We start from the raw sequence: 25,390 nt of genomic DNA, 5'->3' as shown, positions 1-25,390 counted from the left end.
AACCTTGTCGCACGGACCTTGCCGAATGGGTGGCCATCGCGCCCCGGAGGGGTGATCATGAGGAGACCAGAGCGCACTTCCCATGAGGAGGCACGGGTGGCCGAGACTCTGAAGAAGGGCAGCCGGGTGACCGGCGCCGCGCGCGACAAGCTCGCGGCAGACCTGAAGAAGAAGTACGACTCCGGTGCGAGCATCCGAGCGCTGGCCGAGGAGACCGGCCGCTCGTATGGCTTCGTTCACCGGATGCTCAGCGAGTCGGGCGTCACGCTTCGAGGGCGTGGCGGGGCGACGCGGGGCAAGAAGGCCCAGTCGGCCTGACGCCGGGCGGCCCATCGGCTTCGGTGGTGGCCACCCGGTCGGTCAGTCCCCCAGCGCCTTGAGGGCCCGGGGGGTGCCCCCGTCCGGCCGGGTGGTTACTGTGCAGTCACTTAGGATGCCGTGCCACGGCACCCGCTGTTGACCGCACCCATCGGAGGCGCCCCATGGCTTCGCTCGACCCGGTACTCGACAAGGACGGCGTACGGCTCACCGTCGACGAGGCGATCGCCACGGTGACGCTGACCAACCCGGCCAAGCGCAACGCGCAGAGCCCCGCTCTGTGGCGCGCGCTGACGGAGGCCGGGCGGGCGCTGCCCGGTTCGGTCCGCGTGGTCGTGCTGCGTGCCGAGGGTCAGTCGTTCTCGGCCGGGCTGGACCGTCAGATGTTCACGCCCGAGGGGATCGAGGGCGAACCGAGCTTCATCGACCTCGCGCGCAGCGGCGACACGGAGCTGGACGCCACCATCGCCGGGTACCAGGAGGCGTTCACCTGGTGGCGGCAGAGCGACATCGTGTCCGTCGCCGCTGTCCAGGGCCATGCGATCGGAGCGGGGTTCCAGCTCGCCCTCGCCTGTGACCTGCGCGTCGTCGCCGACGACGTGCAGTTCGCCATGCGGGAGACGAGCCTGGGCCTGGTACCGGACCTCACCGGCACGCATCCGCTGGTGGGCCTGGTCGGCTATGCCCGCGCGCTGGAGATCTGCGTGACGGGCCGCTTCGTCGGGGCCGAGGAAGCCGTGGCCACCGGGCTCGCGAACATCTCCGTATCGCGCGACCAGCTCGACGAGGCGGTGGGGGACCTGGCGAGCGCCCTGCTCGCGGCGCCCCGCGACGCCGTGATCGAGACCAAGGCACTGCTGCGCGGCGCGCAGGAGCGGACCTACGAGGCCCAGCGCGCCGCGGAACGGGCCGCCCAGGCCCGGCGGCTGCGGGATCTGGCGGGCGTGGGCGAATAGACGTACCCCGAACCGGGCCCGCGACGCGCGGGCCCGGTGGCTCTGCCTGCCTGGGACACCTGGGACGCCTGCGGCGCGTTCGGCGTCGACCCGGGCCGGGCGCCGTCGGCCGGCCGAGCGCGGGATCCGGCACCGGGCCGAGCGCCGTCGCCGGCCGCGTGGCGTCCGCGGGCCGGGCCGAGCGTCGTAGGCGGCCGCGTGGCGTCCGGCGCCGGGCCGAGCCGTCCGCGGGCCGGCCGTACGCGACTCAGAAGCCGTGGAGCGCCCCGCCGTCCACCGGGACCATGATGCCGGTCAGGTACGACGCCGCCGGGGACAGCAGGAACGCGGCCGTGCGGCCGAACTCGTCCGGGGTGCCGTAGCGGCGCAGCGGGATGCGGGACTCGTTGGCCGCGCGGGCCGCCTCCGGGTCGGGGGACAGCGCGTCCAGCTCGCGCACCCGGTCGGTGTCGATGCGGGCCGGGAGCAGGCCGACGACCCGGATGCCGCGCGGGCCCAGCTCGTCCGCGATGGACTTGGCGAAGCCCGCGAGACCGGGGCGCAGCCCGTTGGAGATGGTCAGCCCCGGGATCGGCTCGTACACGGAACCGGACAGCACGAACCCGATGACGCCGCCCTCGGTCAGCTCCGCGGCGGCCCCGCGCGCCAGCCGCACCGCGCCCAGGAACACCGACTCGAACGCCGCCGTCCACTGCTCGTCCGTGTTGTCGGCGACCCCTCCGGCCGGCGGCCCGCCGACGCTGATCAGGATGCCGTCGAAGCCGCCGAAGTGCTCACGGGCCGTCGCGATCAGCCGGGCCGCCGCCTGCGGGTCGGAGTTGTCGGCGGTCACGCCCACTGCGTTCGCGCCCAGTTCCGCCGCCGCCTCCTCGGCCCGCTTCCCGTCGCGGCCGGTGATCACCACCTTCGCCCCGTCGGCGACGAGTTCCCGCGCGGCCGCGTTGCCCAGCCCGCGGGTCGCCCCGGTGACGACGTACACCCGGTCCTTCAGTCCAAGATCCATGGCCCCTATCCTGCCTTCTCGCCCCCGTCCAGGGCGAGGGCGGTCCCCACCAGGCCGAGATGGCTGAACGCCTGCGGGAAGTTGCCGAGCTGCCGGCCGGTCACCGGGTCGTACTCCTCGGCGAGCAGACCGACGTCGTTGCACAGCTCGACCAGCCGCTCGAACAGCTCCCGGGCCTCGTCCGTGCGACCGGTGAGGTGCAGGGCGTCCGCGAGCCAGAACGAGCACGCGAGGAACGCGCCCTCCTCGCCCGGCAGCGCATCGACGTCGGTGTGCCGCGGGTCGTACCGGAGCAGCAGACCGTCGCAGGACAGCTCCGCGCGCACCGCGTCGATCGTGCCGGTCACCCGCGGGTCGTCCGGCGGCAGGAAGCCGACGAGCGGGATCTGCAGCAGCGAGGCGTCCAGCGCCCGTGAGCCGTAGTACTGGGTGAACGTGTTCCGCTCGTGGTCGTAGCCCCGCTCGCACACCTCCCGGTGCACCTCCTGCCGCATGGCCTGCCAGCCGTCGAGGTCGCCGTCGAGGTGCGGGTGCTCCTCCAGGGTGCGCACGGCGCGGTCGGCGGCCACCCATGCCATCACCTTCGAGTAGACGAAGTGGCGGCGCCGCCCGCGCACCTCCCACAGTCCCGCGTCAGGCTGCCGCCAGGCCGTCCGCAGGAACTCCAGCAGCGCGCACTGCACCCGCCACATGGGCGGTCTGACGGGCAGACCCGCGCGGCGGGCCACCGACAGGGAGTCGATGACCTCGCCGTACACGTCCAGCTGGAACTGCCTCACCGCGTCGTTGCCGACCCGGACCGGCGCCGAACCGTGGAAACCGGGCAGCCAGGGCAGCTCGTACTCGGGCAGCCGCCGCTCGCCCGAGATGCCGTACATGATCTGCAGGTCCGCCGGCTTGCCGGCGACCGCGCGCAGCAGCCAGTCACGCCAGGCCTCGGCCTCCTCGTGGTAGCCGGCCGCCAGCAGGGCCTGGAGGGTGAGCGTGGAATCGCGCAGCCAGCTGTAGCGGTAGTCCCAGTTGCGTACGCCGCCCAGGGACTCCGGCAGGGAGGTGGTGGGGGCCGCGACGATACCGCCGGTGGGCGCGTAGGTGAGCGCCTTGAGGGTGATCAGGGAGCGGACCACGACGTCCCGGTGCGGGCCGCGGTAACGGCACCGCGCCGCCCACGCGCGCCAGTCCTCGACACTGCTGTCCAGGGCCTCGAACGGGTCGACGAGGGCGGGGCGGGGCTCGTGGGAGGGGTGCCAGGTCAGGACGAAGGCGACCCTGTCCCCTTTGCCGACCGTGAACTCGGAGTGGGTGGCGAAGTCCTTGCCCCAGGTGCGCACGGGGGGCTCACTGCGCAACCACACCGAGTCCGGTCCCGCCACCGCCACCCGGTGACCGTCGCTCCGCCGCATCCACGGCACGATCGAGCCGTAGTCGAAGCGCAGCCGGAGCTCACCGTGCACGGTGACCCGGCCGTCCAGGCCCTCGATGACGCGTACGACGTCGGGGGCGCGGTCGCGCTGGGGCATGAAGTCGGTGACGCGGACCGTGCCGTCCGGGGTGTCCCAGTCGGTGTCGAGGACGAGGGTGTCGGGACGGTAGGCGCGGCGCGTGCACAGGTGGGCGCCCCTGGGCACGATCCTCCAGTGGCCGTGCTCCTCGCTGCCGAGCAGCTTGGCGAAGCAGGCGGGCGAGTCGAAGCGGGGCAGGCACAGCCAGTCGATGGACCCGTCCCGGCCGACCAGGGCGGCGGTCTGTTCGTCGCCGATGAGTGCGTAGTCCTCGATCCGCGGGTGCACGGGGAGCGGGTTCCCGATGGGATGAGGCGGCAACCAGGGGGTGGGCCGGGCGGGTGACGCCGTGCCGCCCACGTGCGTACCGCTGGTCCATGCTCAGTGGCGCCCGCGCCGGAGAAGAGCGCCGACCGCCACCGGACCCGAGCGGACCCGGCCGGGGTCATACCGTGGCCGGTGCCGGCTCCTCGCTCGTCTCCTGCGCCGCCTTCGCCCGCTCCCGGGCCTCGCGGCGGACCAGGATCACCCAGCCGAGGGGAACGCCCGCCGCGAACAGCCACCACTGGACCGCGTACGGCAGATTGATGTCGCCGAGGCCGATCCAGCTGCTGTCCTCCTTGGGCGACGGGATCAGCTCGGGGCTGCCGCCCTTCGGGGCCGGGGAGACCAGTTCCACGTAGCCGCCGAGCAGTTCCTTGGCGGAGGTGTCGCCCGCGTCGCGCAGCAGAGCGCCGACCTGCTTGCTGTTGATCAGCATGATCTGGCGGTCGGGCAACCCCTTGAGGTTCTTGATGCCGCTCGCGGCCGTCGTCTCGTCCTGCATCAGCCGACCGGTGACCGTGATCTCGCCCTGGGCGGGTGCCGGGATGTCCGGGAAGGCGGTCTGCGAGGCGGGGGAGTCGATCCAGCCCCGGTTGACGAGGAGCGTCCTGCCGTCGTTCAGCACGAAGGGGGTCAGGACGTGGTAGCCGACCTCGTTGGCCGAGTTCGTACGACGGCGCACCACCAGTTCGTGCGCCGCGTCGAAGCGGCCCTTCGCGGTCACCCGGCGGTAGAGGTCCTCGTGCCGGACGGTGCCGCCCACCGAGGTGAGCGTCTCGGCGGGCACGGGCGACGCGGCCAGCGATTCGGTGATCAGCTTGTTCAGCGACTGCCTGTGGTCGTGACGGTGCAGCTGCCAGAAGCCCAGCCTGATCATCGTGGGGATGAGCAGGAGAGCCACGAGGGTGAGGATCACCCACTGCCGGGACAACAGGAAGCGGTACACCCCACGACGGTACATCTCGGACCGGGCCGCGCCCGCACGGGGGTGCCTCAGACCCGGTCGACGATCCCCACCTGCCCCTCCGCGCGGGCGCAGTGGGCGCCGCAGTACCAGTGGCCGTCGACGTCGACGCCCTGGCCGATGATCTGGACGCGACAGTGTTCGCAGATGGGCGCCATACGGTGGATGGCGCAGGCGAAACAGTCGAAGACGTGCACCGCGCCCTGCGCGTGCACCTCGAACGTCATTCCGTAGTCGTTTCCGCAGACCTCGCAACGTGCCATGCGCCACAGCGTGAGCCGTCGCCGCGGCGCGGGCGAGCGGGCGCCGGGCGAGTCGCGCGGCAATCACCCGTCCGTACGGGTCACTCCGCCGACGGTACGGTCACTCCGGCGACGCGGGCTCCACGTCCCGCAGCAACTGCCCGAACGCCGCCTCGTCGATCACCGGTGTCCCGTACTGCCGCGCCTTCACGGTCTTGGAGGTGCCCGAGTCCGGGTCGTTGGTGACGAGCAGGCTGGTGAGCCGGGACAGGCTCGTCGCCACGTGCAGCCCCGCCTCGACGGCGCGGTCCTCCAGCAGCTCCCGGTCGGTCGAGGTGTCCCCGGAGAACGCCACCCGCATGCCCTGCTTGAGCCGCTTGCCCTCCTCGTACCGGCCCGGGTTGGGGTAGGGGCAGGCGGGGCGCCTGCGGGAGGGGCGCCAACTGCTGGGTCGGTAGCCCCCGGAGGACTGGCGGGGCACCGTGGGGGTGGCGGACCACTCCGTCAGCGGGCGGCACTCCAGCAGCGGCAGCCGTACGCCGTCCCGGGCGGCGGCGTGCAGACTCGGCCGGAACGCCTCGGCCAGCACCCGCGCGTCGTCCAGCGCGTGGTGCGCGCGCTGCTGGACCACCCCAAAGTGCGCGGCCAGCGTCTCCAGCTTGTGGTTGGCCAGCGGCAGGCGCAGCTCCTTCGACAGCGCGATGGTGCACAGCCGCTGACGGACCGGCGCCTCGCGCTCCGCGCGCGCGTACTCCCGGGCGATCATCTGCCAGTCGAAGACCGCGTTGTGCGCGACGAGCACGCGGCCGTCGAGCCGGGCCGCGAACTCCTCGGCGATGTCCTGGAACAGGGGCGCCCCTTCGAGGGCCTCGCTCGTCAGACCGTGGATCCACACCGGGCCCGGGTCGCGCTCCGGGTTGACCAGCGTGTACCAGTGGTCCTCGACCTCACCGCGCGCGTCCAGCCGGTAGACGGCGGCCGAGATGATCCGGTCGTCCCGGGCCAGGCCGGTGGTCTCCACGTCGACGACCGCGTACCTCTCCGGATACGCGGCCGGCCAGGCGGCCGGGGACGCCGCGGTCGTACGGTCTTCGAGCATGGTCACTGAGGATACGGGCCACGACTGACAGCCCCACGCCCCACCCACGACCCCCGATCCTCTCGCGCCGGGCGCACAACCCTGGAGTCCCCTCGCACCAGTTGACGACACCGTAGCTGAGCTCCCGTCAGGGGAGCCGGTGACGGGCGCGCCCGGGGTGCCGTCCGCCTCGAGAGGTGCCATCCTCCCCGTGTGATGGAACCCACGCACGACGACGAGGCACACGGCGGCGCCCTCGGCGCGCGGCTGAACTGGCTGCGGGCGGCGGTGCTCGGCGCGAACGACGGCATCGTGTCCACGGCGGGCCTGGTCGTCGGCGTCGCCGGGGCGACGACGGACCGCGGCACGCTGCTGACGGCCGGCCTCGCCGGGCTGCTGGCCGGCTCCATGTCGATGGCGGCGGGCGAGTACGTGTCCGTGTCGACCCAACGGGACTCGGAGCAGGCGGCGCTGGCCCTGGAGAGGCGGGAACTGAGGGAGCAGCCGGAGGCAGAGCTCGAGGAACTGGCGGAGATACTGGAGCGGCGCGGCCTGTCCCCGCACGTGGCCCGCGAGGCCGCGCTGCAGTTGACGGCACGGGACGCCCTGCGCGCCCACGCGCGCGTGGAACTCGGCATCGACCCCGACGAGCTGACGAACCCCTGGCACGCGGCGTGGGCGAGCTTCCTGGCGTTCACGGTGGGGGCGCTGCTGCCGCTGCTGGCGATCGTGCTGCCTCCGGCCGGGGTGCGCCTGCTCGTGACGGTCGCCTCCGTCCTGGCCGCGCTCGTCATCACCGGCTGGACGAGCGCCCGCCTGGGCGCGGCGAAGCCGGGACAGGCCGTGGCCCGCAACGTACTGGGCGGCGCCTTGGCGATGGGGATCACCTACGCGGCAGGGACGTTGCTGGGGGCGGCGGGTGTGTGACCCGGCCATCGGCCACCGGGCCGCCGATGCTCCTCGTCCTGCCGACTCCCGAGGACGCTCGCCACGGCCGGCCGGTCATGACCAGCGGATCGGGAGCGGCAGCGCCGTCAGCAGGCCCGAGACCGCGACCACCAGCCCCAGCACCACCACTTCCGCCCGCGCGGGCACACAGGCGCCGAGCGGGTCGGCGGCGCGCCGCAGTCGCAGCCGGGCGGCCAGGGCGAGCACGGCGACGACGGCCACCAGCAGCAGCTTCGCGACCAGCGTGCGGCCGTACGCCGTAGTCGTCAACTGGTCGAGGACGGTGTCCGGCGGCATGCGGCGCAGCGAACTCCACACTCCCGTCGCGGTGATCGAGGCGAGCAGAACGGCCGCCACGCGCGCGTAGCGGCCCAGCAGAGCGGCGCCCGCCGCCGGAGCCGTGCGCCAGTGCGTCAGCAGCCGCAGGGCGTGCAGCAGACCGCCCGACCACAGCGCAGCACAGCCGAGGTGAACCAGCGTCAGGCCGGACCCGACCAGAGGGGAGTGCTCGGTGGCCGGGTGGGCGCGCAGCGCCTCGGCGACGACCACCGCGGTCAGCGGCCAGACCTGGAGCGCCGTTCGCCGCGACAGCGCGCACAGGCCGGCCACGAGAAACGCGTTGACCTCCAGCAGGGCCAGCGCGCCGTCCCGGGTGCGGTACAGCCCGCCGACGTCGATCTGGGCGAGCCTGTCGGGGACCAGATTGCCGGTGGCGACGACCGAGGCGAGCCCCAGCGCCGCGACGAAACCCGCACCGGCCGCCCAGGGCGCCCAACTGCGCGGCTCCTCCGCCACGGGCGCACCCGGCGTCCGACGCACCAGGCGAGCGACCAACAGCTCGCCCACGGGTATGCACAGCGCCGCGAACAGCACCGCACGCAGCAGGCCGATGCCACCCGCCCCCGGCGCGGCCGCCTCACCCGTGCCGTGCAGCGCGGCCGAGGGGCCGAGCAGCGGCATCAGGGCGGCGGCCGTCACAAGGACGAGCGCGGCGACGGCCCGGCGGGCCGAGGGGCGCGAGACGGGCACGGCGACCGGGGCGGGCGCGGGCGTCATGTCGGAGCCGGAGCCGGAGTCTGAGTTTGAGCCGTCGGGCTGGGCAGCGGGACGTATCGAGCTCATGTCAGGATCTTCGCCAGTCGCCACAGAACCGGGCAACCGAAGTCAATCAACTGAGGAGACGCATTCCGCCCACGGGTGCGATGTCGGCCACCGGTGACTCAGTTCCCGCGCGGGTCCGGCTGCCACCGCGCCGGGTCCTGCCCCCACCGCCCCGCCGGACGCGCCCAGTCGACCGGCCCGCCTGCGAAGCGGACCGGTGACAGGGCGTACCGCAGCCTGCCCAGCGGGCTGTCGGTCTCGGCGAGCCAGGGCTCGGGGCCGTCGTACACCTGCCCGCCCCCGGCGTCCTGTGCGCCCCCGGCGTTCCGGACGGCCCCGTCCGTCAGCCAGGCCGCCGTCCGTGCCAGCGCCAGCCGTAGCACCCGGGTCCCGCCCTCCTCGGTCTGCTCGGTCAGGGACCTCAGGACCGCCCCGGCCAGTAGATACCCCGTGCCGTGATCGAGGGCCTGCGCGGGCAGCGAACCCGGCCGCTCCGGCGCCCCCTCGGTCGCCGCGATCCCGGTGGCGACCTGCACCAGGCTGTCGAAGCCGCGCCGTCCGCCCCACGGCCCGTACGCGCCCCACGCCGACAACTGCGCCACGACCAGGCCGGGCCGGCGTTCGGCCAGTTGCTCGGCGGAGATGCCGAACCGGTCGAGTGAGCCGGGCCGGTAGCCCGTGACGACCACGTCCGCCTCCACCAGCAGATTCTCGAAGGCCCGCCGGTCCGCGGACGCCGTCAGGTCCAGGGCGGCGGATCGCTTCCCGATGTCCATGTCGGCGTGCTGGTCGGGGAGTTCGGGCAGGTGCGGGCTGTCGATGCGCAGGACGTCCGCGCCGAGCAGTGCCAGCGTGCGCGTGGCCACGGGGCCTGAGATGACCCGGGTGAGGTCCAGGACGCGGACGCCCGCCAGGGGGAGCAGCGGATCACCGTCCAGCCGCACGAGGGGGCGTACGGGCGCCTTGTCCAGCCGCTCACGCCCCACCAGCGGGTGCGCGGCGACGGCGCGACCCTGTTCATGCGCCGCCCACTCCCAGGGCGTGCGCAGCGCGACCGCGAGCCCGCCGGCCGCGTACACGCTCTCCTCCACCTCGACGGCCGGCCGCTCGGCGAGCGCGGCGGCCACGGTCTCCACGGACGCGTCCGCCGCCAGTCCCAGAGCGGCGAGCAGACGTTCCCGGTGGTGCGGATAGTTCGCGTGGGTGCGCACCCAACCGTCCGCCGTGCGCCAGAAGCGCGAAAGTGGCGCGAAGTTGACCGGTTCGCGGCCGTCGACCAGCAGATGCCGCTCGCTGTGGAAGGCGGTCGCCACGGCCCCGTCGTCGACCCGCACCTGTGGCACCTCCGCCGGCCCGGACCGCCGCGCCGCCCACTCGGCGGCGGCCAGCGCGCACACCCCGACGCAGGCCCGCGCCACCTCCCGTACGGGAAGCCGCGAGGGCAGCGCCCCCTCCCGTACGACCGTCGTGATCCTCTGCAACAGTGCGGGATCGCCGCCCAGTGCCGCCCACGCCAACTCTGTGTCCGTCATGGTGGGCACTATGCCCTGTGGACAGGATCGCCATGGCGAAGGGGCCGTGCGCAGGCCCGGCCCCTTCTGCGCGGCTTCTCAGCGGTCCGACCGCCGGCGACTACTTCACCGCGCGCAGGGCGTTGACGATGCCGAAGCCGTAGAACCCGTTCACGCGCTTGCCGCCCACGCATTTCGCGTCCACGACCCCGTCGCCGTCGCCGTCGTAGGGGGCGGTCGGGCAGCCCGGGTTGTCCGCCTGCGCCTTGAGGAGCGCCTGGAGCTGGGCCGGGGTCGCCCACGGGTGCGCGGACTTCAGCAGTGCGGCCACGCCCGCGACGTGCGGCGACGCCATCGACGTGCCCTGCAGGAAGCCGTACTGGCCGTTCGGCATCGTGGAGAGGATGCGCCCGTTCTTCGACGGTGTGTCCGGGATCTGGTACTTGTCTCCGCCCGGGCCGGCGACGTCGATCACGCCGTCGCCGTAACTGGAGTAGTAGGACTTGGCATTGGTGACCCCCGTCGCGCTGACCGTGACGACGCCCGGCAACTGGGTCGGCACGTCGAAGCACTCGTGCGGGTCGACGGTGCGGGTCACCGCGGTCGAGTCGTCGGGGCTGGAATCGTCGACCAGGGCGTGGGAGTCCAGGTCGTCGTTGGAATTGCCCGCCGAGGCGACGTTGAGGGTGCCCTTGCGCTGGGCGTACAGCTGGGCCCGGTCGACCGCGTCGACGATGGCCCGCTGGTCCGGGTCGTCCATGCAGTTGTACAGCCACGGGTCCACGTAGTAGCTGTTGTTCGTGATCTCGACGCCGTGGTCGGCGGCAAACACGAACGCGCAGACGACGCTCTCGGGGTAGAAGAGCTCGTTGACCGGGTCGGCCACCTTGATGGCGGAGACCTTGACGTTCGGGGCGACACCGGCGACGCCGATGCCGTTGCGGGCCGCCGCGATCTCGCCGGCGACATGGGTGCCGTGGTAGTGCTCGGGCTTCGCCGGCCGCCAGGCGCCGTACGCGGTGTCCGCCTTGCCGCCGACGCAGTTCGCGGACTGCGACGCGGAGAAGTTCGGCGCGAGGTCCGGGTGCGTGTCGTCGACACCGGTGTCGATGACGGCGACCGTGACGTTGCGGCTGCCCGGGTTGATCTTCGCGGCCTTGTCGGCGCCTATCGCGCGAAGGTCCCACTGGTCGGCCTCGAGGGGCTCGCTGCCGTCCGCGGTCGCCGAGGACTTCGTGATCTTCGCCGCCTCCGCCTTCGTCAGGTACTGCGCGGCGCCCTCGTCCGTCGTGCCCGCGGCCGTCAACGGGGCGGTCCGGGTCGCGCCCGCGGACTGCACTCCGCGGACGGCGCGGAGGGTGCGGGCGAAGTCCGGATTGGCGGAGTGCGCGACGATCACGCCGATCTTGTCGTACGTCACCACGATCGTGCCACCGGCCGCGGTTATCGCCTGCTGCACCGTCGAGAGCGTGTGACGGTCCGTCCGGGTGTTGACGACGTAGGCGAGTTCCTGCCCCTCGGCGCTCTGGGCGGTGGTGGCGGTGCGCGGGGCGGCCGAGGCGGCACCCGGCAGGAAGCCCAGCGATGCGGTGAGCGACAGCACGACGGGTACCGCAAGGGCGAGGCGGCGTCTCGAACGGCGATGAGCCATGGGGTCTCCACATCATCCGGAAAACGTGAACCTGCCGGACACGGGTGACGTGACCGGCAGGTACATGACGAGTGGTGCAGGGCGAAGCTATCCGCCGCTCGGCCCGGCCAGCAACAAGTTCAAGCGAAATTAAAAAAGGGAGTTGAACCGGCCCCCGCGCGGCGCCGTGACCCAGGACAGGGAGCCCGCACACGGCCGAGGGCCCCTGTCGGATCACAATCCGGAGCGCTACGGTCGCAGCCGGTTACGTGATTGCCGTCACCCCACCCGCAACGCGAGGAGACACCGTGGCCACCGACGCACCTCCCCCCTCCAGGACCGAACACGTCCTGCCGTCCGCCGAGGAGTTCGGCGCGGTGCAGCAGAGCGCCGAGTTCACCGAACTGCGCCGCTCCCACCGCTCGTTCGCCTTCCCGCTGACCGTGGCGTTCATCGCCTGGTACCTGGCCTACGTCCTGCTGTCCAACTACGCGGGCGATTTCATGGGCACCAAGCTCTTCGGCAACGTCAACGTCGCCCTGGTGCTCGGCCTCGCCCAGTTCCTCACCACGTTCCTGATCGCCTGGTGGTACGCGCGGCACGCCGCCGCCAAGCTCGACCCCAAGGCCGAGGCCATCAAGTCCCGGATGGAGGGCCGCGCATGAGCCCCGCACTCGTCCTGGCCGCCGGTGAGGCGAGCGAGCACCGGCCGCTGATCATCACCCTGTTCGCGGTGTTCGTCGCCGCGACCCTCGTCATCACCGTCTGGGCGGGCCGTCAGACCAAGGACGCCGCCGACTTCTACGCGGGCGGACGGCAGTTCACCGCCTTCCAGAACGGCCTCGCCGTCTCCGGCGACTACATGTCCGCGGCGTCCTTCCTCGGCATCGCGGGCGCCATCGCCCTCTTCGGCTACGACGGCTTCCTGTACTCCATCGGCTTCCTGGTCGCCTGGCTGGTCGCCCTGCTCCTGGTCGCCGAGCCACTGCGCAACTCCGGCCGCTACACCATGGGCGACGTCCTCGCCTACCGCATGCGCCAGCGCCCGGTCCGCACCGCCGCCGGCACCTCCACGATCGTCGTGTCGATCTTCTACCTGCTGGCACAGATGGCGGGCGCGGGCGTCCTCGTCTCACTGCTGCTCGGCATCACCAGCGACGGCGGCAAGATCGGCATCGTCGCCCTGGTCGGCGTGCTGATGATCGTGTACGTCACGATCGGTGGCATGAAGGGCACCACCTGGGTGCAGATGGTCAAGGCCGTGCTGCTGATCGCGGGCGCCCTGCTGCTGACCTTCCTGGTGCTGCTGAAGTTCCACTTCAACATCTCCGACCTGCTCGGCAAGGCCGCCGACAACAGCGGCAAGGGCTCCGCCTTCCTGGAGCCCGGCCTGAAGTACGGCGCCACGGGCACCACCAAACTGGACTTCATCTCCCTCGGGATCGCCCTGGTCCTCGGCACCGCCGGCCTGCCGCACATCCTGATCCGCTTCTACACCGTGCCCACCGCCAAGGCGGCCCGGAAGTCCGTGAACTGGGCCATCGGCCTCATCGGCGCCTTCTACCTGATGACGCTCGCCCTCGGCTTCGGTGCCGCGGCACTCATCAAACCGGACGAGATCATCGCCTCCAACAAGGCGGGCAACACCGCCGCACCCCTGCTCGCCCTGCACCTCGGCGGGGTGGACTCCAGCTGGGGCGCCATCCTGCTGGCCACCATCTCCGCGGTCGCCTTCGCCACCATCCTCGCGGTCGTGGCCGGCCTGACCCTGGCCTCCTCCTCGTCGTTCGCGCACGACATCTACGCGAACGTCATCAAGAAGGGCACCGCCACCGAGAAGCAGGAGGTGGGCGCGGCCCGGTGGGCGACGGTCGGCATCGGTGCCGTCTCCATCGTCCTCGGCGCCCTGGCCCGTGACCTGAACGTCGCCGGCCTGGTCGCCCTGGCCTTCGCGGTCGCGGCCTCCGCCAACCTGCCGACGATCCTCTACAGCCTGTTCTGGAAGCGGTTCACCACCTCCGGCGCCCTGTGGTCGATCTACGGCGGCCTGGTCACCGCCGTCGGCCTGGTGCTGTTCTCGCCGGTGGTCTCGGGCAAGCCGACGTCGATGTTCCCGAAAGTCGACTTCTACTGGTTCCCGCTGGACAACCCGGGCATCATCTCCATCCCGGTCGGCTTCCTGCTGGGCTGGCTCGGCACCCTCCTGTCGAAGGAGGAGCCCGACGCGGGCAAGTACGCCGAGCTGGAGGTGCGGTCGCTGACCGGCGCCGGGGCGCACTGAGCTCCGCTTCTCGCCGACGGCCGCGTCGTCAGGATCGTGGGGTCCTACGACGCGGCCGCGTCGTCCCTCGCGGGAACGGGCGGCTGTCGTTGTCAGTCGCGTCACGTAGGCTCGCAGGTGATAGTACGGGTGACGGAGAATCTGTGATCCGCGACGAGGGAGGGGGCCCACGTGCTCATCGACACCTACGGCCGGGTGGCCACCGACCTCAGGGTCTCGCTGACCGACCGGTGCAATCTGCGCTGTACGTACTGCATGCCCGAGGAGGGCCTGCAGTGGCTGGCCAAGCCGGACCTGCTCACAGACGACGAGATCGTCCGCCTGATCGGCATCGCGGTCACCTCACTGGGCATCGAGGAGGTCCGCTTCACCGGCGGCGAGCCTCTGCTGCGCCCCGGTCTGGTCGGCATCGTGGAGCGGGTCGCGGCCCTTCGGCCCCGCCCCCAGATGTCTCTCACCACCAACGGCATCGGCCTCGGACGCACCGCGGCGGCCCTGAAGGCGGCGGGCCTGGACCGGGTGAACGTCTCGCTGGACACCCTGCGCCCGGACGTCTTCAAGACCCTCACCCGCAGGGACCGCCACAAGGACGTCCTCCACGGCCTGACGGCCGCCCGGGAGGCCTGCCTGACCCCGGTCAAGGTCAACGCGGTCCTCATGCCGGGCCTGAACGCCGACGAGGCCCCGGACCTGCTCGCCTGGGCGATCGAGCACGACTACGAGCTGCGCTTCATCGAGCAGATGCCCCTGGACGCCCAGCACGGCTGGAAGCGCGAGGGCATGGTCACCGCCGGGGACATCCTCGCCTCGCTGCGCACCCGCTTCGAGCTGACCCCGGAGCAAGCCGAGGAGCGCGGCTCCGCCCCGGCCGAACGCTGGCTCGTCGACGGCGGTCCGCACCGCGTCGGCGTCATCGCCTCGGTGACCCGCCCGTTCTGCGCGGCCTGCGACCGCACCCGCCTGACGGCCGACGGCCAGATACGCACCTGCCTGTTCGCCACCGAGGAGACCGACCTGCGCGGCGCGCTCCGCTCCGGCGCTCCGGACGAGGAGATCGCCCGCATCTGGCGGCTCGCGATGTGGGGCAAGAAGGCGGGCGCGGGCCTGGACGACCCGTCGTTCGTCCAGCCGGACCGGCCGATGTCGGCGATCGGGGGTTAGTACCGCTGGGGTGTCAGGCGCCCTCGGGCGCTTCCCAGTCCTCCAGCTTGACGACGTCCTTCAGGAACCCCCGCACACCGAGGAACTGCGACAGATGCTCCCGGTGCTCCTCGCACGCCAGCCACGTCTTGCGGCGCTCCGGCGTGTGGATCTTCGGGTTGTTCCACGCCAGCACCCACACGGCGTCGGCACGGCAGCCCTTGGCGGAGCAGATCGGGGTTTCGTCAGTCACAGCTTCGTCTCACAGCCACGGCAAACAAGGCGACGCCGAGCAGCCACGGGGGGAGCTGCCCGGCGTCGGTCTGTCGCTCCGACGGGGGATGCGGAGCGCGTACGAAGTATGTCACGGGTAACCCTGTACCCGGCACCGGAACAACATGATTGATCTGAGCTTTTCCTGAGCTTGGTGCGGGGGGCGATTCCGCTTGCCCGGCATCCGTCGTGGTCAGGTCCGCTCGCGTGGTTCGCCCGGGACTCCGGCCGCGGGCTCCGCCGGGGCGTCGTCCTGACCGGATTCCTTCGATGCGTCCGCCGCCGGCGGCGCGATCATCGGACGCACCGGCACGTTGATGAACGTCGACGGCAGCGACGGCGCGTTCTCCCGCCCGGCGTTCGCGATGACCACGGCGATGTAGGGCAGCGCAGCGCCGAGCACCAGCGCGATGATCGCGACGGGCCGCTCCACGTTCCACAGGGTGGCCGCGAGGATCACCGACACCGTACGGATGCTCATCGACACGACATAGCGGCGCTGCCGGCCGCGCACGTCCGCCTCGAGCCCCTGCCGGGCGCCCGTGATCCGGAACACCTGGGCGCTGCCGCCGCCGCTCCGCTTCCGCATCACACCACACCACCCGCCTGTCCCGGACTCTCCCCGGCCCGTACCTGCCGCGTAGCCGGTCAGGACCCGAGCCCGAACACTCACCACGTTACGCCGCGCCCCGGGCGCCATCGAGACCGGGGCACCGCCTGCCTGCGTGAACGCACCGCGGACCCTGCGTACGGGTGATCCCGGCGTGCGCCGTACGGCGGGCGGTCCGAGACTGGGCGTACTGCTCACGTCTCACGTCGAGCCGTACAAGGTGCGAGGAGTCGAGGAGGCAGCCATGGGCTGGTTGTGGGCGATCATCGTCGGATTCGTGCTGGGCCTGCTGGCCAAGCTCATCCTGCCGGGCAGACAGCACAGCCCGCTGTGGCTGACCACCCTCCTGGGCACGATCGGCGGCCTCGTGGGGAACGCTGTCGCCCGCGCCATCGGGATCGCCGCCACCCCGGGCATCGACTGGGGCCGCCACGGCCTCCAGCTCGCCGCGGCGGTCCTCCTCGTCTTCGTCGGCGAGATGGCGTACATGACACGCAGGGGCAGCAGACAGCGGGCATGACGGTACGGCGAAGGGGCGGGCCCATGACGGGACCGCCCCTCCTTCCTGCCCTGCGTGCCCCAGGGCGTCACACGCCCTGGCTGACCGAGCTCATGTTGAAGTCCGGCACCCGCAGCGGCGGCATCGCGGCTCGGGTGAACCAGTCGCTCCACTCGCGCGGCAGGGTCTTCTCCGTGCGGCCGGCCTCGGTGGCGCGACCCAGCAGGCCGACCGGGGACTCGTTGAACCGGAAGTTGTTGACCTCGCCGACGACCTCGCCGTTCTCGACCAGGTAGACGCCGTCCCGGGTCAGGCCGGTGAGCAGCAGGGTCGCCGGGTCGACCTCGCGGATGTACCACAGGCAGGTCAGCAGCAGCCCGCGCCCGGTGTCGGCGACCATCTCCTCCAAGGAGCGGTCGGCGCCCCCGTCCAGGATCAGGTTCCCGATCGCGGGCGCGAGCGGCAGCCCGGTCAGGGCCGCGGTGTGCCGGGTGGTCGTCAGGTGCTTCAGCTCGCCGCCGCCGATCCACTCGGTGGCCCGCACCGGCAGCCCGTTGTCGAACACCGACATGTCGTCGCCGGAGGCGTGCGCGACCACGAAGGGCGGTGTCTCCAGACCTGGTTCGTTCGGATCGCTGCGCAGGGTCAGCGGCAGCTCGGAGAGCCTCTCGCCGACGCGGGTGCCGCCGCCGGGCTTGCTGAAGACCGTACGGCCCTCGGCCGCGTCCCGGGCCGACGCCGACCACAGCTGGTAGATCAGCAGGTCCGCGACCGCCGTCGGGGGCAGCAGCGTCTCGTAGCGGCCCGCGGGCAGCTCGATCCTGCGCTCCGCCCACGCCAGCCGCTGGGCCAGCTCCGCGTCCAGCGCCGCCGGGTCGACGTCCTTGAAGTCACGGGTCGAACGCCCCGCCCATGCCGAACGCGTACGGTCCGGGGACTTCGCGTTCAGCTCCAGCGTGCCGTTGGGCTGGTCGTGGCGCAGGCGCAGCCCGGTGGACGTACCCAGGTACGTCGACACGAGCTCATGGTTGGCGAAGCCGTACAGCTCGCGCCCACCCGCACGGGCTCGCGCGAACGACTCGCCGAGCGCCGGCGCGAAGTCCGTGAAGACGGCGGAGGAGGTCTCTGTGGGCGCGTCCGTGAAGTCCGGCGACTCGGCCACGCCCGTGACCAGCGGCTGCGCGTCCTCGGCCGGCCCGGCGCCGCGCGCGGCGGCCTCCGCGGCCCGGACCAGGGGCTCCAGCTCGTCCGCGGTGACCGCCGAGCGGGAGACGACCCCGGAGGCGGTGCCCTCCTTGCCGTCGACGGTCGCGACGACGGTGAGGGTGCGCCCGCGGGTGACACCGTTCGTGGTCAGCGCGTTGCCCGCCCACCGCAGATTGGCGGTGGAGTGCTCGTCGGCGATGACGACACACCCGTCCGCGCGGGACAGCTCGAGAGCACGCTCGACGATCTCGTGCGGCTTGTTCGTACGGGCACTCATCGACCGGCCTCCTGCGTGGTGTTGAGACTGTGCTGTCCCGGGGGGCGACCCCCGGACCCCCGGCCGATGCCGCGGCTGACGCTCATCGACCGGCCTCCTGCGTGGTGTTGAGACTGTGCTGTCCCGGGGGACGACCCCCGGACCCCCGGCCGACGCCGCGGCTGACGCTCATCGACCCGCCTCCTGCGTGGTGTTGAGGATGTTGACTCCCCTGAAGAGAGCGGAGGGGCAGCCGTGCGAGACGGACGCGACCTGGCCCGGCTGGGCCTTGCCGCAGTTGAAGGCGCCGCCGAGGACGTACGTCTGGGGACCGCCGACGGCCGCCATGGAGCCCCAGAAGTCCGTCGTCGTGGCCTGGTAGGCGACATCCCGCAGCTGACCGGTGATCCGCCCGTTCTCGATCCTGAAGAACCGCTGCCCGGTGAACTGGAAGTTGTAGCGCTGCATGTCGATGGACCAGGAGCGGTCCCCGACGACGTAGATGCCCCGGTCCACGCCCCCGATGAGATCCTCCGTCGACAGTCCGGCCGGGTCCGGCTGCAGCGACACGTTGGCCATGCGCTGCACCGGCACGTGCGCGGGGGAGTCGGCGTACGCGCACCCGTTGGACCGCTCGAAGCCGGTGAGCCTCGCGATGCGCCGGTCCAGCTGGTAGCCGACCAGCGTTCCGTCCTTGACCAGGTCCCAGGACTGGGCCGCCACGCCCTCGTCGTCGTACCCGATCGTCGCGAGCCCGTGCTCGGCGGTGCGGTCGCCGGTGACGTTCATCAGCTCGGAGCCGTACCTGAGCTTGCCGAGCTGGTCGAAGGTGGCGAAGGAGGTGCCGGCGTACGCGGCCTCGTAGCCGAGGGCCCGGTCCAGTTCGGTGGCGTGCCCGATGGACTCGTGGATGGTCAGCCACAGGTTGGAAGGGTCGACGACCAGGTCGTACACCCCGGCCTCGACGCTCGGCGCGCGCATCTTCTCGGCGAGCAGCCCCGGAATCTGTTCCAGCTCCGCGTCCCAGTCCCAGCCGGTGCCCGTCAGGTACTCCCACCCGCGCCCGACCGGCGGCGCCAGAGTGCGCATGGAGTCGAACTCACCCGTGGACTCGTCCACCGACACGGCGGTCAGCTGCGGATGCAGCCGCACGCGCTGCTGGGTGGTCACGGTCCCCGCCGTGTCCGCGTAGAACTTGTTCTCGTGGACGGTCAGCAGGGAGGCGTCCACGTGGTTGACGCCGTCGGCCGCGAGCAGCCGCCCGCTCCACTCGGCGAGCAGACCCGTCTTCTGCTCGTCGGGCACGGTGAAGGGATCGATCTCGTACGACGAGACCCACGTCTTCTCGGAGTGCACCGGCTCGTCCGCGAGCTCCACCCGCTCGTCCGACCCCGCCGCCTTGATCACCTGCGCCGACAGCTTCGCCATCGCCACGGCCTGCGACGCGACCTTGGCGGCGGAGTCCTGGGTCAGATCGACACCCGAGGCGAACCCCCAGGTCCCGCCGTGCACGACCCGCACCGCGTACCCCAGGTCGGTGGTGTCCGAGGACCCGGCGGGCTTGCCGTCCCTGAGCCGCCAGGCGGCACTGCGCACCCGCTCGAGCCGGAAGTCGGCGTGCTCGGCCCCGAGCGACCGCGCGCGTGCCAGCGCGGCGTCGGCCAGGGCCCGCAGCGGCAGTGCCGTGAAGGCTTCGTCGATGGAATGAGGCACGGAGGTCTCCCTGCTGTCGTGGCCTGTCGGGTCCGATCATGTCGCGCGGGCGGGCGCAGGGACCACACCTTTGCGTCCGGTGGCCGGACCCGGCCGTCCGGGACCGTCTCCACGGCGGACGCTTCTGTAGGGACCCGACAGTGAGTCCCCCACGCCACTGTCGGTGCCCGATTGTTCGCGCGGCCGGGTGGACCGATAGGTTTTCGACGTAGGCGCCTGTCCTGCAGGGGTTCCTGACCGCTAACGAAAGGGTGATCCGTTGAGCCGCTCGGTTCTCGTCACTGGAGGCAACCGGGGCATCGGCCTCGCCATCGCCCGCGCGTTCGCCGACGCCGGCGACAAGGTCGCGATCACGTACCGCTCGGGTGAGCCTCCGGCCGCCCTGAAGGAATTGGGCTGCCTCGCGGTCAAGTGCGACATCACCGACACCGAGCAGGTGGAGCAGGCCTACAAGGAGATCGAGGCCCAGCACGGCCCGGTCGAGGTCCTCGTCGCCAACGCCGGCGTCACCCGGGACCAGCTTCTGATGCGGATGTCCGAGGAGGACTTCACCTCCGTCATCGAGACCAACCTGACCGGCACCTTCCGCGTCGTCAAGCGCGCCAACCGCGGCATGCTGCGCGCCAAGAAGGGCCGCGTGGTGCTGATCTCCTCGGTCGTCGGACTGCTCGGCTCGGCAGGGCAGTCCAACTACGCCGCCTCCAAGGCCGCCCTGGTCGGCTTCGCGCGCTCCCTCGCCCGTGAGCTGGGCTCGCGCAACATCACCTTCAACGTCGTCGCCCCCGGTTTCGTCGACACCGACATGACCCGGGCGCTCACCGACGAGCAGCGCGAGAGCATCGTGTCGCAGGTGCCGCTCGGCCGGTACGCGCAGCCGGAGGAGATCGCCGCGACGGTGCGGTTCCTCGCCTCCGACGACGCCTCGTACATCACTGGAGCCGTCATCCCCGTTGACGGCGGACTGGGAATGGGTCACTGATCACCATGAGCGGAATTCTCGAGGGCAAGCGCGTCCTGATCACCGGTGTGCTGACGGAGGCCTCGATCGCCTTCCACGCGGCGAAGCTCGCCCAGGAGCAGGGCGCCGAGGTCATCCTGACCGCGTTCCCGCGGCCCACCCTGACCGAGCGCATCGCCAAGAAGCTGCCGAAGCCCACCAAGGTCGTCGAGCTGGACGTCACCAACGACGAGCACCTCGGCCGCCTGGCCGACGTCGTCGGCGAGGAGCTGGGCGGCCTCGACGGCGTCGTCCACTCCATCGGCTTCGCCCCTCAGGACGCCCTCGGTGGCAACTTCCTCAACACCCCGTTCGAGTCGGTCGCCACCGCGATGCACGTCTCGGCGTACTCCCTGAAGTCGCTGACCATGGCCTGCCTGCCGCTGATGCAGAACGGCGGCTCGGTCGTCGGCCTCACCTTCGACGCCCAGTTCGCCTGGCCGCAGTACGACTGGATGGGCCCGGCCAAGGCCGCCCTGGAGGCCACCAGCCGCTACCTCGCCCGTGACCTGGGCAAGCAGAACATCCGCTGCAATCTCGTCTCCGCGGGCCCGCTCGGCTCCATGGCCGCCAAGTCCATCCCGGGCTTCGACCAGCTGGCCTCCGTCTGGGACAGCCGCTCCCCGCTGGAGTGGGACCTGAAGGACCCGGAGCCGGCCGGCCGGGGCATCGTCGCCCTGCTGAGCGACTGGTTCCCGAAGACCACCGGCGAGATCGTCCACGTGGACGGCGGACTGCACGCCATCGGCGCCTGAGCCCGCGCCGCGGGTACGCCGTGGAGTGCGTGAACGCGCGCTCTCGGCCCGCGTAAGCGATTGCGCAATCGCTTACGCACCCGCATCGCCCGGTCGTACGAGGCCGACGCCCCGTTTCCCGCTGCGCGCGGGGAGCGGGGCGTCGCCCGTTCGGAGTACCTGACCGGGCGTGCCGGGCCGTCCGGGACCCACGCTGGGAGCAACGCACCGCCCCGCACGCCGCACGGCCGAGGAGGTTCCCTTGTGCGCTTGTCCCACCGCTTCGCCCCGGCCTTCCTCGCGCTCGCCCTGGTGACGGTCCTGCCGTACGACGCCATGCCGCCGCACGGGAAGCGCAGCGCGTCGCACGCGCGCGAGGACGCCGGAAAGTCCGCCGACCCGGCGCCCTTCGGCTCCGAGTGCCGAATCGGTGTCACCGGCGCCCATGTCGTCGCGTACTGCCACAACCCCTATCCGGACACCGATCGCGTGAGCCTGCACATCCAGTGCGCCCAGTGGTGGGACATCGACACCGACACCGCCCCGGCCGAGGCGGGGCCCGCGATGACCGTACGGCTGACCGGGCGGTGCTGGGAGGCGGTGCGCTCGGTGTGGGTCACCCACCACAGATGAGTGGGCCTCAGCGGCCGACGGACTCCGGGTGCCCCGGACCGCACATGCGCGGATAGCTCGCCGCCGCCGCGCCCGCCGCGTCGGCATCGCCCGCGCGGATCGCGTCCACGAGCGCCGTGTGGTCCATGTACGCCTCCGGCGTGAGCTCCTCGCCGACGTCGCCGCGCAGCCAGTCCCGCAGCACCTCGCCCAGGTCCGCATACATCGCGGTCATCACGTCGTTGTGGGACGCGGCCACCACGGCCAGGTGGAAGGTCGCGTCGGCGGTCACGAACGCCTCCGCGTCCCCGGACTCCCAGGCCTCCGCACGGCGCAGGAGGAGGGTGTCCAACTGCTTGAGGTCCCGCTCGGTACGCCGCTCGGCCGCCAGCCGGGCGGCGCTCGACTCCAGGGTGCGCCGCAGCTCGGCGATGTGGTTCGGGTCGGCGCCGGCGAAGCGGCGGTGCATCACGCCCGCCAGTTCGCTGGTCGCCACCACGTAGGTGCCGGAGCCCTGGCGGATGTCCAGCAGGCCGTTGTGGGCGAGCGCCCGGACGGCCTCGCGGACCGTGTTGCGGGCGACCCCCAGCTGCTCGACCAGTTCGGGCTCGGTGGGGATGCGGGAGCCCACCGGCCACTCACCCGAGGTGATCTGGTTCCGCAGCTCGGCGATGACCTGCTCGGACAGCGCGGATCTGCGGGGGTGGCTCAGCGGCATGACCGTCCTTCGTGCGGGCCCGGGAGGCGTGGCCGGATGATCGGGAGCGTAACGCAACCCCGCACCTATAATCATCCTATGATTCTATGATAGTCGCATGGCATCCGAAGAGACCGGAACAACGACGTCCGCACCGATACGCGTTTCCGAGGGGAAGCAGGTCGATGCCGGGGTCTTGGCCACGCGCGCGTGGCGGACGCGTCTGCTGGTCGTCGGCATCGTCCTCAGCGCCCTCAACCTGCGGCCCGCCATCACCAGCCTCGGCGCCCTCCTCGAAGAGGTGCGCGACGGGCTCGGCATGAGCGGCAGTGTCGCGGGCCTGCTCACCTCCGTGCCGCCCCTCTGCTTCGCCGTCTTCGGCGTCATGGCGCCACGACTCGCCCGCCGCTTCGGGCCGGGCGCCGTGGTGTGCGCCGGAATGGCCGCGATCACCGCCGGCCTGGTGATCCGCCCGTATGCCGGGAACACCGCCGGCTTCCTGGCGGCGAGCGCGCTCGCCCTGATGGGCATCGCGGTCAGCAACGTCCTGATGCCCGTGATCGTCAAGCGCTGGTTCCCCGACCGGGTCGGCTCGATGACCGGCCTGTATTCCATGGCGCTGGCCCTGGGCACCTCCCTGGCGGCAGCGCTCACGGTGCCCATGACCGACGCCCTGGGCGGACGGTGGCAGTCCGGGCTCGCCGTGTGGGCGGCGCTGGCGGCGGCGGCCGTTCTGCCGTGGATCCCGTTCGCCCGAGCGCGCGACGCCGGTCCAGCGGACGGCGACACCGTCTCCGCGGACAGCGACACCGCCTCCGCGCGCGTGGAGCCCGACGGGCTGAGGATCACCCGTAGCCGTACCGCGTGGGCGCTGGCCGTCTTCTTCGGGCTCCAGGCCACGGCGGCCTACATCACGATGGGCTGGATGGCGCAGATCTTCCGCGACGCCGGGGTGCCCGCCGGCACGGCCGGTGTGCTGCTGGCCGTCACCATGGTGATGGGCGTGCCCCTCGCCTTTCTCATCCCGCGACTGGCCGCCCGGCTGCCGCACCAGGGTCCGATCGTGATCGCGCTCGGTGTCTGCGGTCTGGCCGGATACGCGGGCCTGTACTGGGCCCCGGCGGGCGGGGCCTGGGCGTGGGCGGTGCTGCTCGGCATCTCCAACTGCGCCTTCCCGCTGGCGCTCACCATGGTGGGGATGCGGGCCCGCACCGGCGCGGGCGTGGTCAAGCTGTCGGCGTTCGCGCAGAGCACCGGGTATCTGCTGTCGATCCCGGGGCCGCTGCTGGTCGGCGTCCTCTACCAGCACAGCGGCGGCTGGGGCCGGCCGCTCGCTCTCATGGCCGGGCTCATGCTCCCGCAGATCGCGGTGGGCGTCCTGGCAGGCCGCGACCGGATCGTGGAGGACGAGGCGACGCGCTGAGCGACGGGCCGCCCCGCCGCGGCCCGAGCAGGGGAGGGGTGCGAAACTGGGCGTATGCCCGTGCTCGAACCGAATCCCCAGAACGGCCAGAAGAAGATGCTGCTCGTCTTCGGCGCGTTCTTCGCCATCTTCGCGATCATCGCCGTCATTGCGACGATCGCCTCGCCGTGACGATCGCCTCACCGTCCACGCACCGGTGACGGCCCATGGTGGTGCTGGCCCCACCATCCCCTAGGGGGTGAGTGTCAGGGTCAAGTGGGTGGATCACCGGATGGGTTGAGGGCCGCCGCGTCCGTACCTTCGAGATGTGGTCGCGAGAGCGGCCCATGGACCACTCGAGGACCCACGGAGGCAGCCATGTCGGCCCGTACGCACACCCGGCCCCGCCCGGCGACCACGGGCGGCGTCGACATCCGGCTGCCCTGGTGGGCCCTCGCCCTGCCCACGCTCGCCTTCATCGCCCTGCTGGCCCTGATACTCAACCCGGCGGACACGAGCGCCGGCGGCGACCCCGCCCTCAGCCACCTCCTCGAGCGCGTCCAGCACGCGGTGACGCACCACGCGCGGTGACCCGGCCTGATCGGGGCGTGACACCGCCCGGGTGCGGTGCGCTTCCCGCGGATCCGGGCGGTGAGGAGGCCGGTGAGCAGGCAGATCGCGGCGCTGCCAACTCCCTGCGCCCGTTGGCCTGTTTCATGCGAAGCTGGGACTCATGAGCTCCGCAGAACCCCGCAGGATTGTCCTCTTCCGGCATGCGAAGGCCGACTGGCCGCAGGTTCCCGACCACGAACGTCCGCTCGCCGACCGGGGCCGCCAGGACGCGGCCGCCGCCGGACTCAAGCTGGCCGAGACCGGCATCCCCTTCGACCTGGCCCTGTGCTCCACCGCCGTCCGCACCCGCGAGACCTGGAAGCTCGCAGTCCAGGAGCTGCCGCATCGGCCGAAGACCGTCTATGAGGAGCGGCTCTACGAGGCCTCGCCCGGCGAGCTGATCGCCGTGCTCAACGAAACCGCCGACGACGTGCGGAACGTGGTCCTGATCGGTCACAACCCCGGCATCCAGGGCCTCGCCGACGTCCTGTCCGGCGCGACCGAGGGCGATGCCCGCGAGCGGATGAGCCGACGCGGCTTCCCGGCCGCCGCCTTCGCCGTGCTCTCCTTCGACGGCTCCTGGAAGGCGCTGGAACCGGGCACGGCCACCCTGCTCGACTACTGGGCGCCCAGCGAGTAAGAGCTCCGACCCCCGCGGCCGGGGGGGGGCGGGGGGCCCCCCCCCCGGGGGGGGGCCCCCCCCCCCCGGCGCCGCCCCCCCCCAAAAGCGGGGCGGGGCGGGGCCCCCCCCCACCCACAACCCCGGGGACCCCCCCCGCGG

At 72.1% G+C, this 25,390-nt stretch carries 27 protein-coding genes; 14 read left to right on the top strand and 13 right to left on the bottom strand.

Translation table 11 applies throughout. From position 1 onward, the window contains the following. The first annotated feature begins 96 nt into the window (after positions 1–96). Positions 97–318: a helix-turn-helix domain-containing protein gene (locus ACFYZE_RS31820; RefSeq protein WP_030578326.1), complete on the top strand. Its 222-nt coding sequence runs from the start codon at positions 97–99 to the stop codon at positions 316–318. Between the two features lie 164 nt (positions 319–482). Continuing rightward, positions 483–1,274, top strand: a complete 792-nt coding sequence (locus tag ACFYZE_RS31815) for an enoyl-CoA hydratase/isomerase family protein (RefSeq protein WP_389001718.1) — start codon at positions 483–485, stop codon at positions 1,272–1,274. Between the two features lie 247 nt (positions 1,275–1,521). Here the strand turns inward: ACFYZE_RS31815 and ACFYZE_RS31810 are convergent, their stop codons facing one another. The 5 genes from ACFYZE_RS31810 to ACFYZE_RS31790 form a co-directional block, all read right to left on the bottom strand. Beyond that, on the bottom strand, positions 1,522–2,277 hold the full coding sequence (locus ACFYZE_RS31810) for an SDR family oxidoreductase (protein ID WP_389001715.1): 756 nt from the start codon (positions 2,275–2,277) through the stop codon (positions 1,522–1,524). Between the two features lie 5 nt (positions 2,278–2,282). Continuing rightward, positions 2,283–4,067 (bottom strand): glycoside hydrolase family 15 protein, encoded by a 1,785-nt coding sequence (locus ACFYZE_RS31805; protein ID WP_389001713.1) that lies wholly within the window; start codon positions 4,065–4,067, stop codon positions 2,283–2,285. Positions 4,068–4,224: 157 nt separating this feature from the next. Then, complete coding sequence (locus tag ACFYZE_RS31800; RefSeq protein WP_389001710.1) at positions 4,225–5,049, bottom strand: SURF1 family protein; 825 nt, start codon at positions 5,047–5,049, stop codon at positions 4,225–4,227. 47 nt (positions 5,050–5,096) lie between these two features. Beyond that, positions 5,097–5,330, bottom strand: a complete 234-nt coding sequence (locus ACFYZE_RS31795; protein ID WP_103845200.1) for a hypothetical protein — start codon at positions 5,328–5,330, stop codon at positions 5,097–5,099. 100 nt (positions 5,331–5,430) lie between these two features. Beyond that, complete coding sequence (locus tag ACFYZE_RS31790; RefSeq protein WP_389001707.1) at positions 5,431–6,408, bottom strand: DEDDh family exonuclease; 978 nt, start codon at positions 6,406–6,408, stop codon at positions 5,431–5,433. 192 nt (positions 6,409–6,600) lie between these two features. Here ACFYZE_RS31790 and ACFYZE_RS31785 point away from each other — a divergent pair, with 192 nt between their 5' ends. Next, positions 6,601–7,314 (top strand): VIT family protein, encoded by a 714-nt coding sequence (locus ACFYZE_RS31785; protein ID WP_389001704.1) that lies wholly within the window; start codon positions 6,601–6,603, stop codon positions 7,312–7,314. 75 nt (positions 7,315–7,389) lie between these two features. On the opposite strand, the gene ACFYZE_RS31780 is transcribed toward ACFYZE_RS31785, so the two are convergent. From ACFYZE_RS31780 to ACFYZE_RS31770, 3 genes are all read right to left on the bottom strand, one after another. Further along, the gene (locus ACFYZE_RS31780; RefSeq protein WP_389001937.1) at positions 7,390–8,391 is read right to left on the bottom strand and encodes a CopD family protein; all 1,002 of its coding nucleotides are present in this window, start codon (positions 8,389–8,391) and stop codon (positions 7,390–7,392) included. Between the two features lie 164 nt (positions 8,392–8,555). Continuing rightward, positions 8,556–9,968, bottom strand: a complete 1,413-nt coding sequence (locus ACFYZE_RS31775) for a CoA transferase (protein WP_389001701.1) — start codon at positions 9,966–9,968, stop codon at positions 8,556–8,558. A 100-nt stretch (positions 9,969–10,068) separates the two neighbouring features. Beyond that, entirely contained in the window at positions 10,069–11,598 is a 1,530-nt protein-coding gene (locus ACFYZE_RS31770; protein ID WP_389001698.1) for a S8 family serine peptidase, read from the bottom strand. A 287-nt stretch (positions 11,599–11,885) separates the two neighbouring features. Between ACFYZE_RS31770 and ACFYZE_RS31765 the strand changes: the two genes are divergently transcribed. The 3 genes from ACFYZE_RS31765 (at position 11,886) to moaA (ending at position 15,019) form a co-directional block, all read left to right on the top strand. Then, positions 11,886–12,242, top strand: coding sequence for a DUF485 domain-containing protein (locus tag ACFYZE_RS31765; protein WP_389001695.1), 357 nt, complete (start codon positions 11,886–11,888; stop codon positions 12,240–12,242). Then, positions 12,239–13,858, top strand: coding sequence for a cation acetate symporter (locus ACFYZE_RS31760; RefSeq protein WP_389001692.1), 1,620 nt, complete (start codon positions 12,239–12,241; stop codon positions 13,856–13,858). The genes ACFYZE_RS31765 and ACFYZE_RS31760 overlap by 4 nt, the downstream gene beginning before the upstream one ends. A 171-nt stretch (positions 13,859–14,029) precedes the next feature. Further along, the gene (moaA, locus tag ACFYZE_RS31755; protein WP_389001689.1) at positions 14,030–15,019 is read left to right on the top strand and encodes a GTP 3',8-cyclase MoaA; all 990 of its coding nucleotides are present in this window, start codon (positions 14,030–14,032) and stop codon (positions 15,017–15,019) included. 13 nt (positions 15,020–15,032) lie between these two features. Here the strand turns inward: moaA and ACFYZE_RS31750 are convergent, their stop codons facing one another. Together ACFYZE_RS31750 and ACFYZE_RS31745 are read right to left on the bottom strand one after the other, a co-directional pair. Further along, positions 15,033–15,251 carry a hypothetical protein gene (locus ACFYZE_RS31750; protein WP_200423166.1) on the bottom strand — a complete coding sequence of 73 codons (219 nt, stop codon included), beginning with the start codon at positions 15,249–15,251 and terminating at the stop codon, positions 15,033–15,035. 213 nt (positions 15,252–15,464) lie between these two features. Then, positions 15,465–15,860 (bottom strand): DUF3099 domain-containing protein, encoded by a 396-nt coding sequence (locus tag ACFYZE_RS31745; RefSeq protein WP_389001686.1) that lies wholly within the window; start codon positions 15,858–15,860, stop codon positions 15,465–15,467. Positions 15,861–16,125: 265 nt separating this feature from the next. Here ACFYZE_RS31745 and ACFYZE_RS31740 point away from each other — a divergent pair, with 265 nt between their 5' ends. Further along, positions 16,126–16,401, top strand: coding sequence for a GlsB/YeaQ/YmgE family stress response membrane protein (locus ACFYZE_RS31740; protein ID WP_389001934.1), 276 nt, complete (start codon positions 16,126–16,128; stop codon positions 16,399–16,401). Positions 16,402–16,468: 67 nt separating this feature from the next. On the opposite strand, the gene ACFYZE_RS31735 is transcribed toward ACFYZE_RS31740, so the two are convergent. Both ACFYZE_RS31735 and ACFYZE_RS31730 read right to left on the bottom strand, forming a co-directional pair. Next, positions 16,469–17,863, bottom strand: coding sequence for a metallopeptidase TldD-related protein (locus tag ACFYZE_RS31735; protein WP_389001683.1), 1,395 nt, complete (start codon positions 17,861–17,863; stop codon positions 16,469–16,471). Between the two features lie 168 nt (positions 17,864–18,031). After that, positions 18,032–19,555: a TldD/PmbA family protein gene (locus ACFYZE_RS31730; RefSeq protein WP_389001680.1), complete on the bottom strand. Its 1,524-nt coding sequence runs from the start codon at positions 19,553–19,555 to the stop codon at positions 18,032–18,034. A gap of 259 nt (positions 19,556–19,814) precedes the next feature. Between ACFYZE_RS31730 and fabG the strand changes: the two genes are divergently transcribed. The 3 genes from fabG (at position 19,815) to ACFYZE_RS31715 (ending at position 21,919) form a co-directional block, all read left to right on the top strand. After that, positions 19,815–20,534 (top strand): 3-oxoacyl-[acyl-carrier-protein] reductase, encoded by a 720-nt coding sequence (gene fabG, locus ACFYZE_RS31725; protein ID WP_389001677.1) that lies wholly within the window; start codon positions 19,815–19,817, stop codon positions 20,532–20,534. Between the two features lie 5 nt (positions 20,535–20,539). Then, positions 20,540–21,307, top strand: coding sequence for an enoyl-ACP reductase FabI (gene fabI / locus ACFYZE_RS31720; RefSeq protein ID WP_389001674.1), 768 nt, complete (start codon positions 20,540–20,542; stop codon positions 21,305–21,307). 243 nt (positions 21,308–21,550) lie between these two features. Further along, positions 21,551–21,919, top strand: a complete 369-nt coding sequence (locus tag ACFYZE_RS31715; RefSeq protein WP_389001671.1) for a hypothetical protein — start codon at positions 21,551–21,553, stop codon at positions 21,917–21,919. A gap of 7 nt (positions 21,920–21,926) precedes the next feature. Here the strand turns inward: ACFYZE_RS31715 and ACFYZE_RS31710 are convergent, their stop codons facing one another. Next, positions 21,927–22,616 carry a FadR/GntR family transcriptional regulator gene (locus ACFYZE_RS31710; RefSeq protein WP_389001668.1) on the bottom strand — a complete coding sequence of 230 codons (690 nt, stop codon included), beginning with the start codon at positions 22,614–22,616 and terminating at the stop codon, positions 21,927–21,929. A 97-nt stretch (positions 22,617–22,713) separates the two neighbouring features. On the opposite strand from ACFYZE_RS31710, the gene ACFYZE_RS31705 reads away from it, so the two are divergent. The 4 genes from ACFYZE_RS31705 (at position 22,714) to ACFYZE_RS31690 (ending at position 25,249) form a co-directional block, all read left to right on the top strand. After that, complete coding sequence (locus ACFYZE_RS31705; protein ID WP_389001665.1) at positions 22,714–24,018, top strand: CynX/NimT family MFS transporter; 1,305 nt, start codon at positions 22,714–22,716, stop codon at positions 24,016–24,018. A 54-nt stretch (positions 24,019–24,072) separates the two neighbouring features. Next, complete coding sequence (locus tag ACFYZE_RS31700) at positions 24,073–24,189, top strand: SGM_5486 family transporter-associated protein (RefSeq protein ID WP_103844373.1); 117 nt, start codon at positions 24,073–24,075, stop codon at positions 24,187–24,189. Positions 24,190–24,375: 186 nt separating this feature from the next. Continuing rightward, positions 24,376–24,588 (top strand): hypothetical protein, encoded by a 213-nt coding sequence (locus ACFYZE_RS31695; RefSeq protein WP_389001662.1) that lies wholly within the window; start codon positions 24,376–24,378, stop codon positions 24,586–24,588. 142 nt (positions 24,589–24,730) lie between these two features. Next, entirely contained in the window at positions 24,731–25,249 is a 519-nt protein-coding gene (locus ACFYZE_RS31690) for a SixA phosphatase family protein (protein WP_389001660.1), read from the top strand. The last annotated feature ends 141 nt before the right edge of the window (positions 25,250–25,390 follow it).

It is taken from the genome of Streptomyces sp. NPDC001796 (genome assembly GCF_042892355.1).
Taxonomy (GTDB): Bacteria; Actinomycetota; Actinomycetes; order Streptomycetales; family Streptomycetaceae; genus Streptomyces.
Note: the sequence above shows the minus strand (reverse complement) of the source record. Positions and strands in the feature narration are given on the sequence as shown.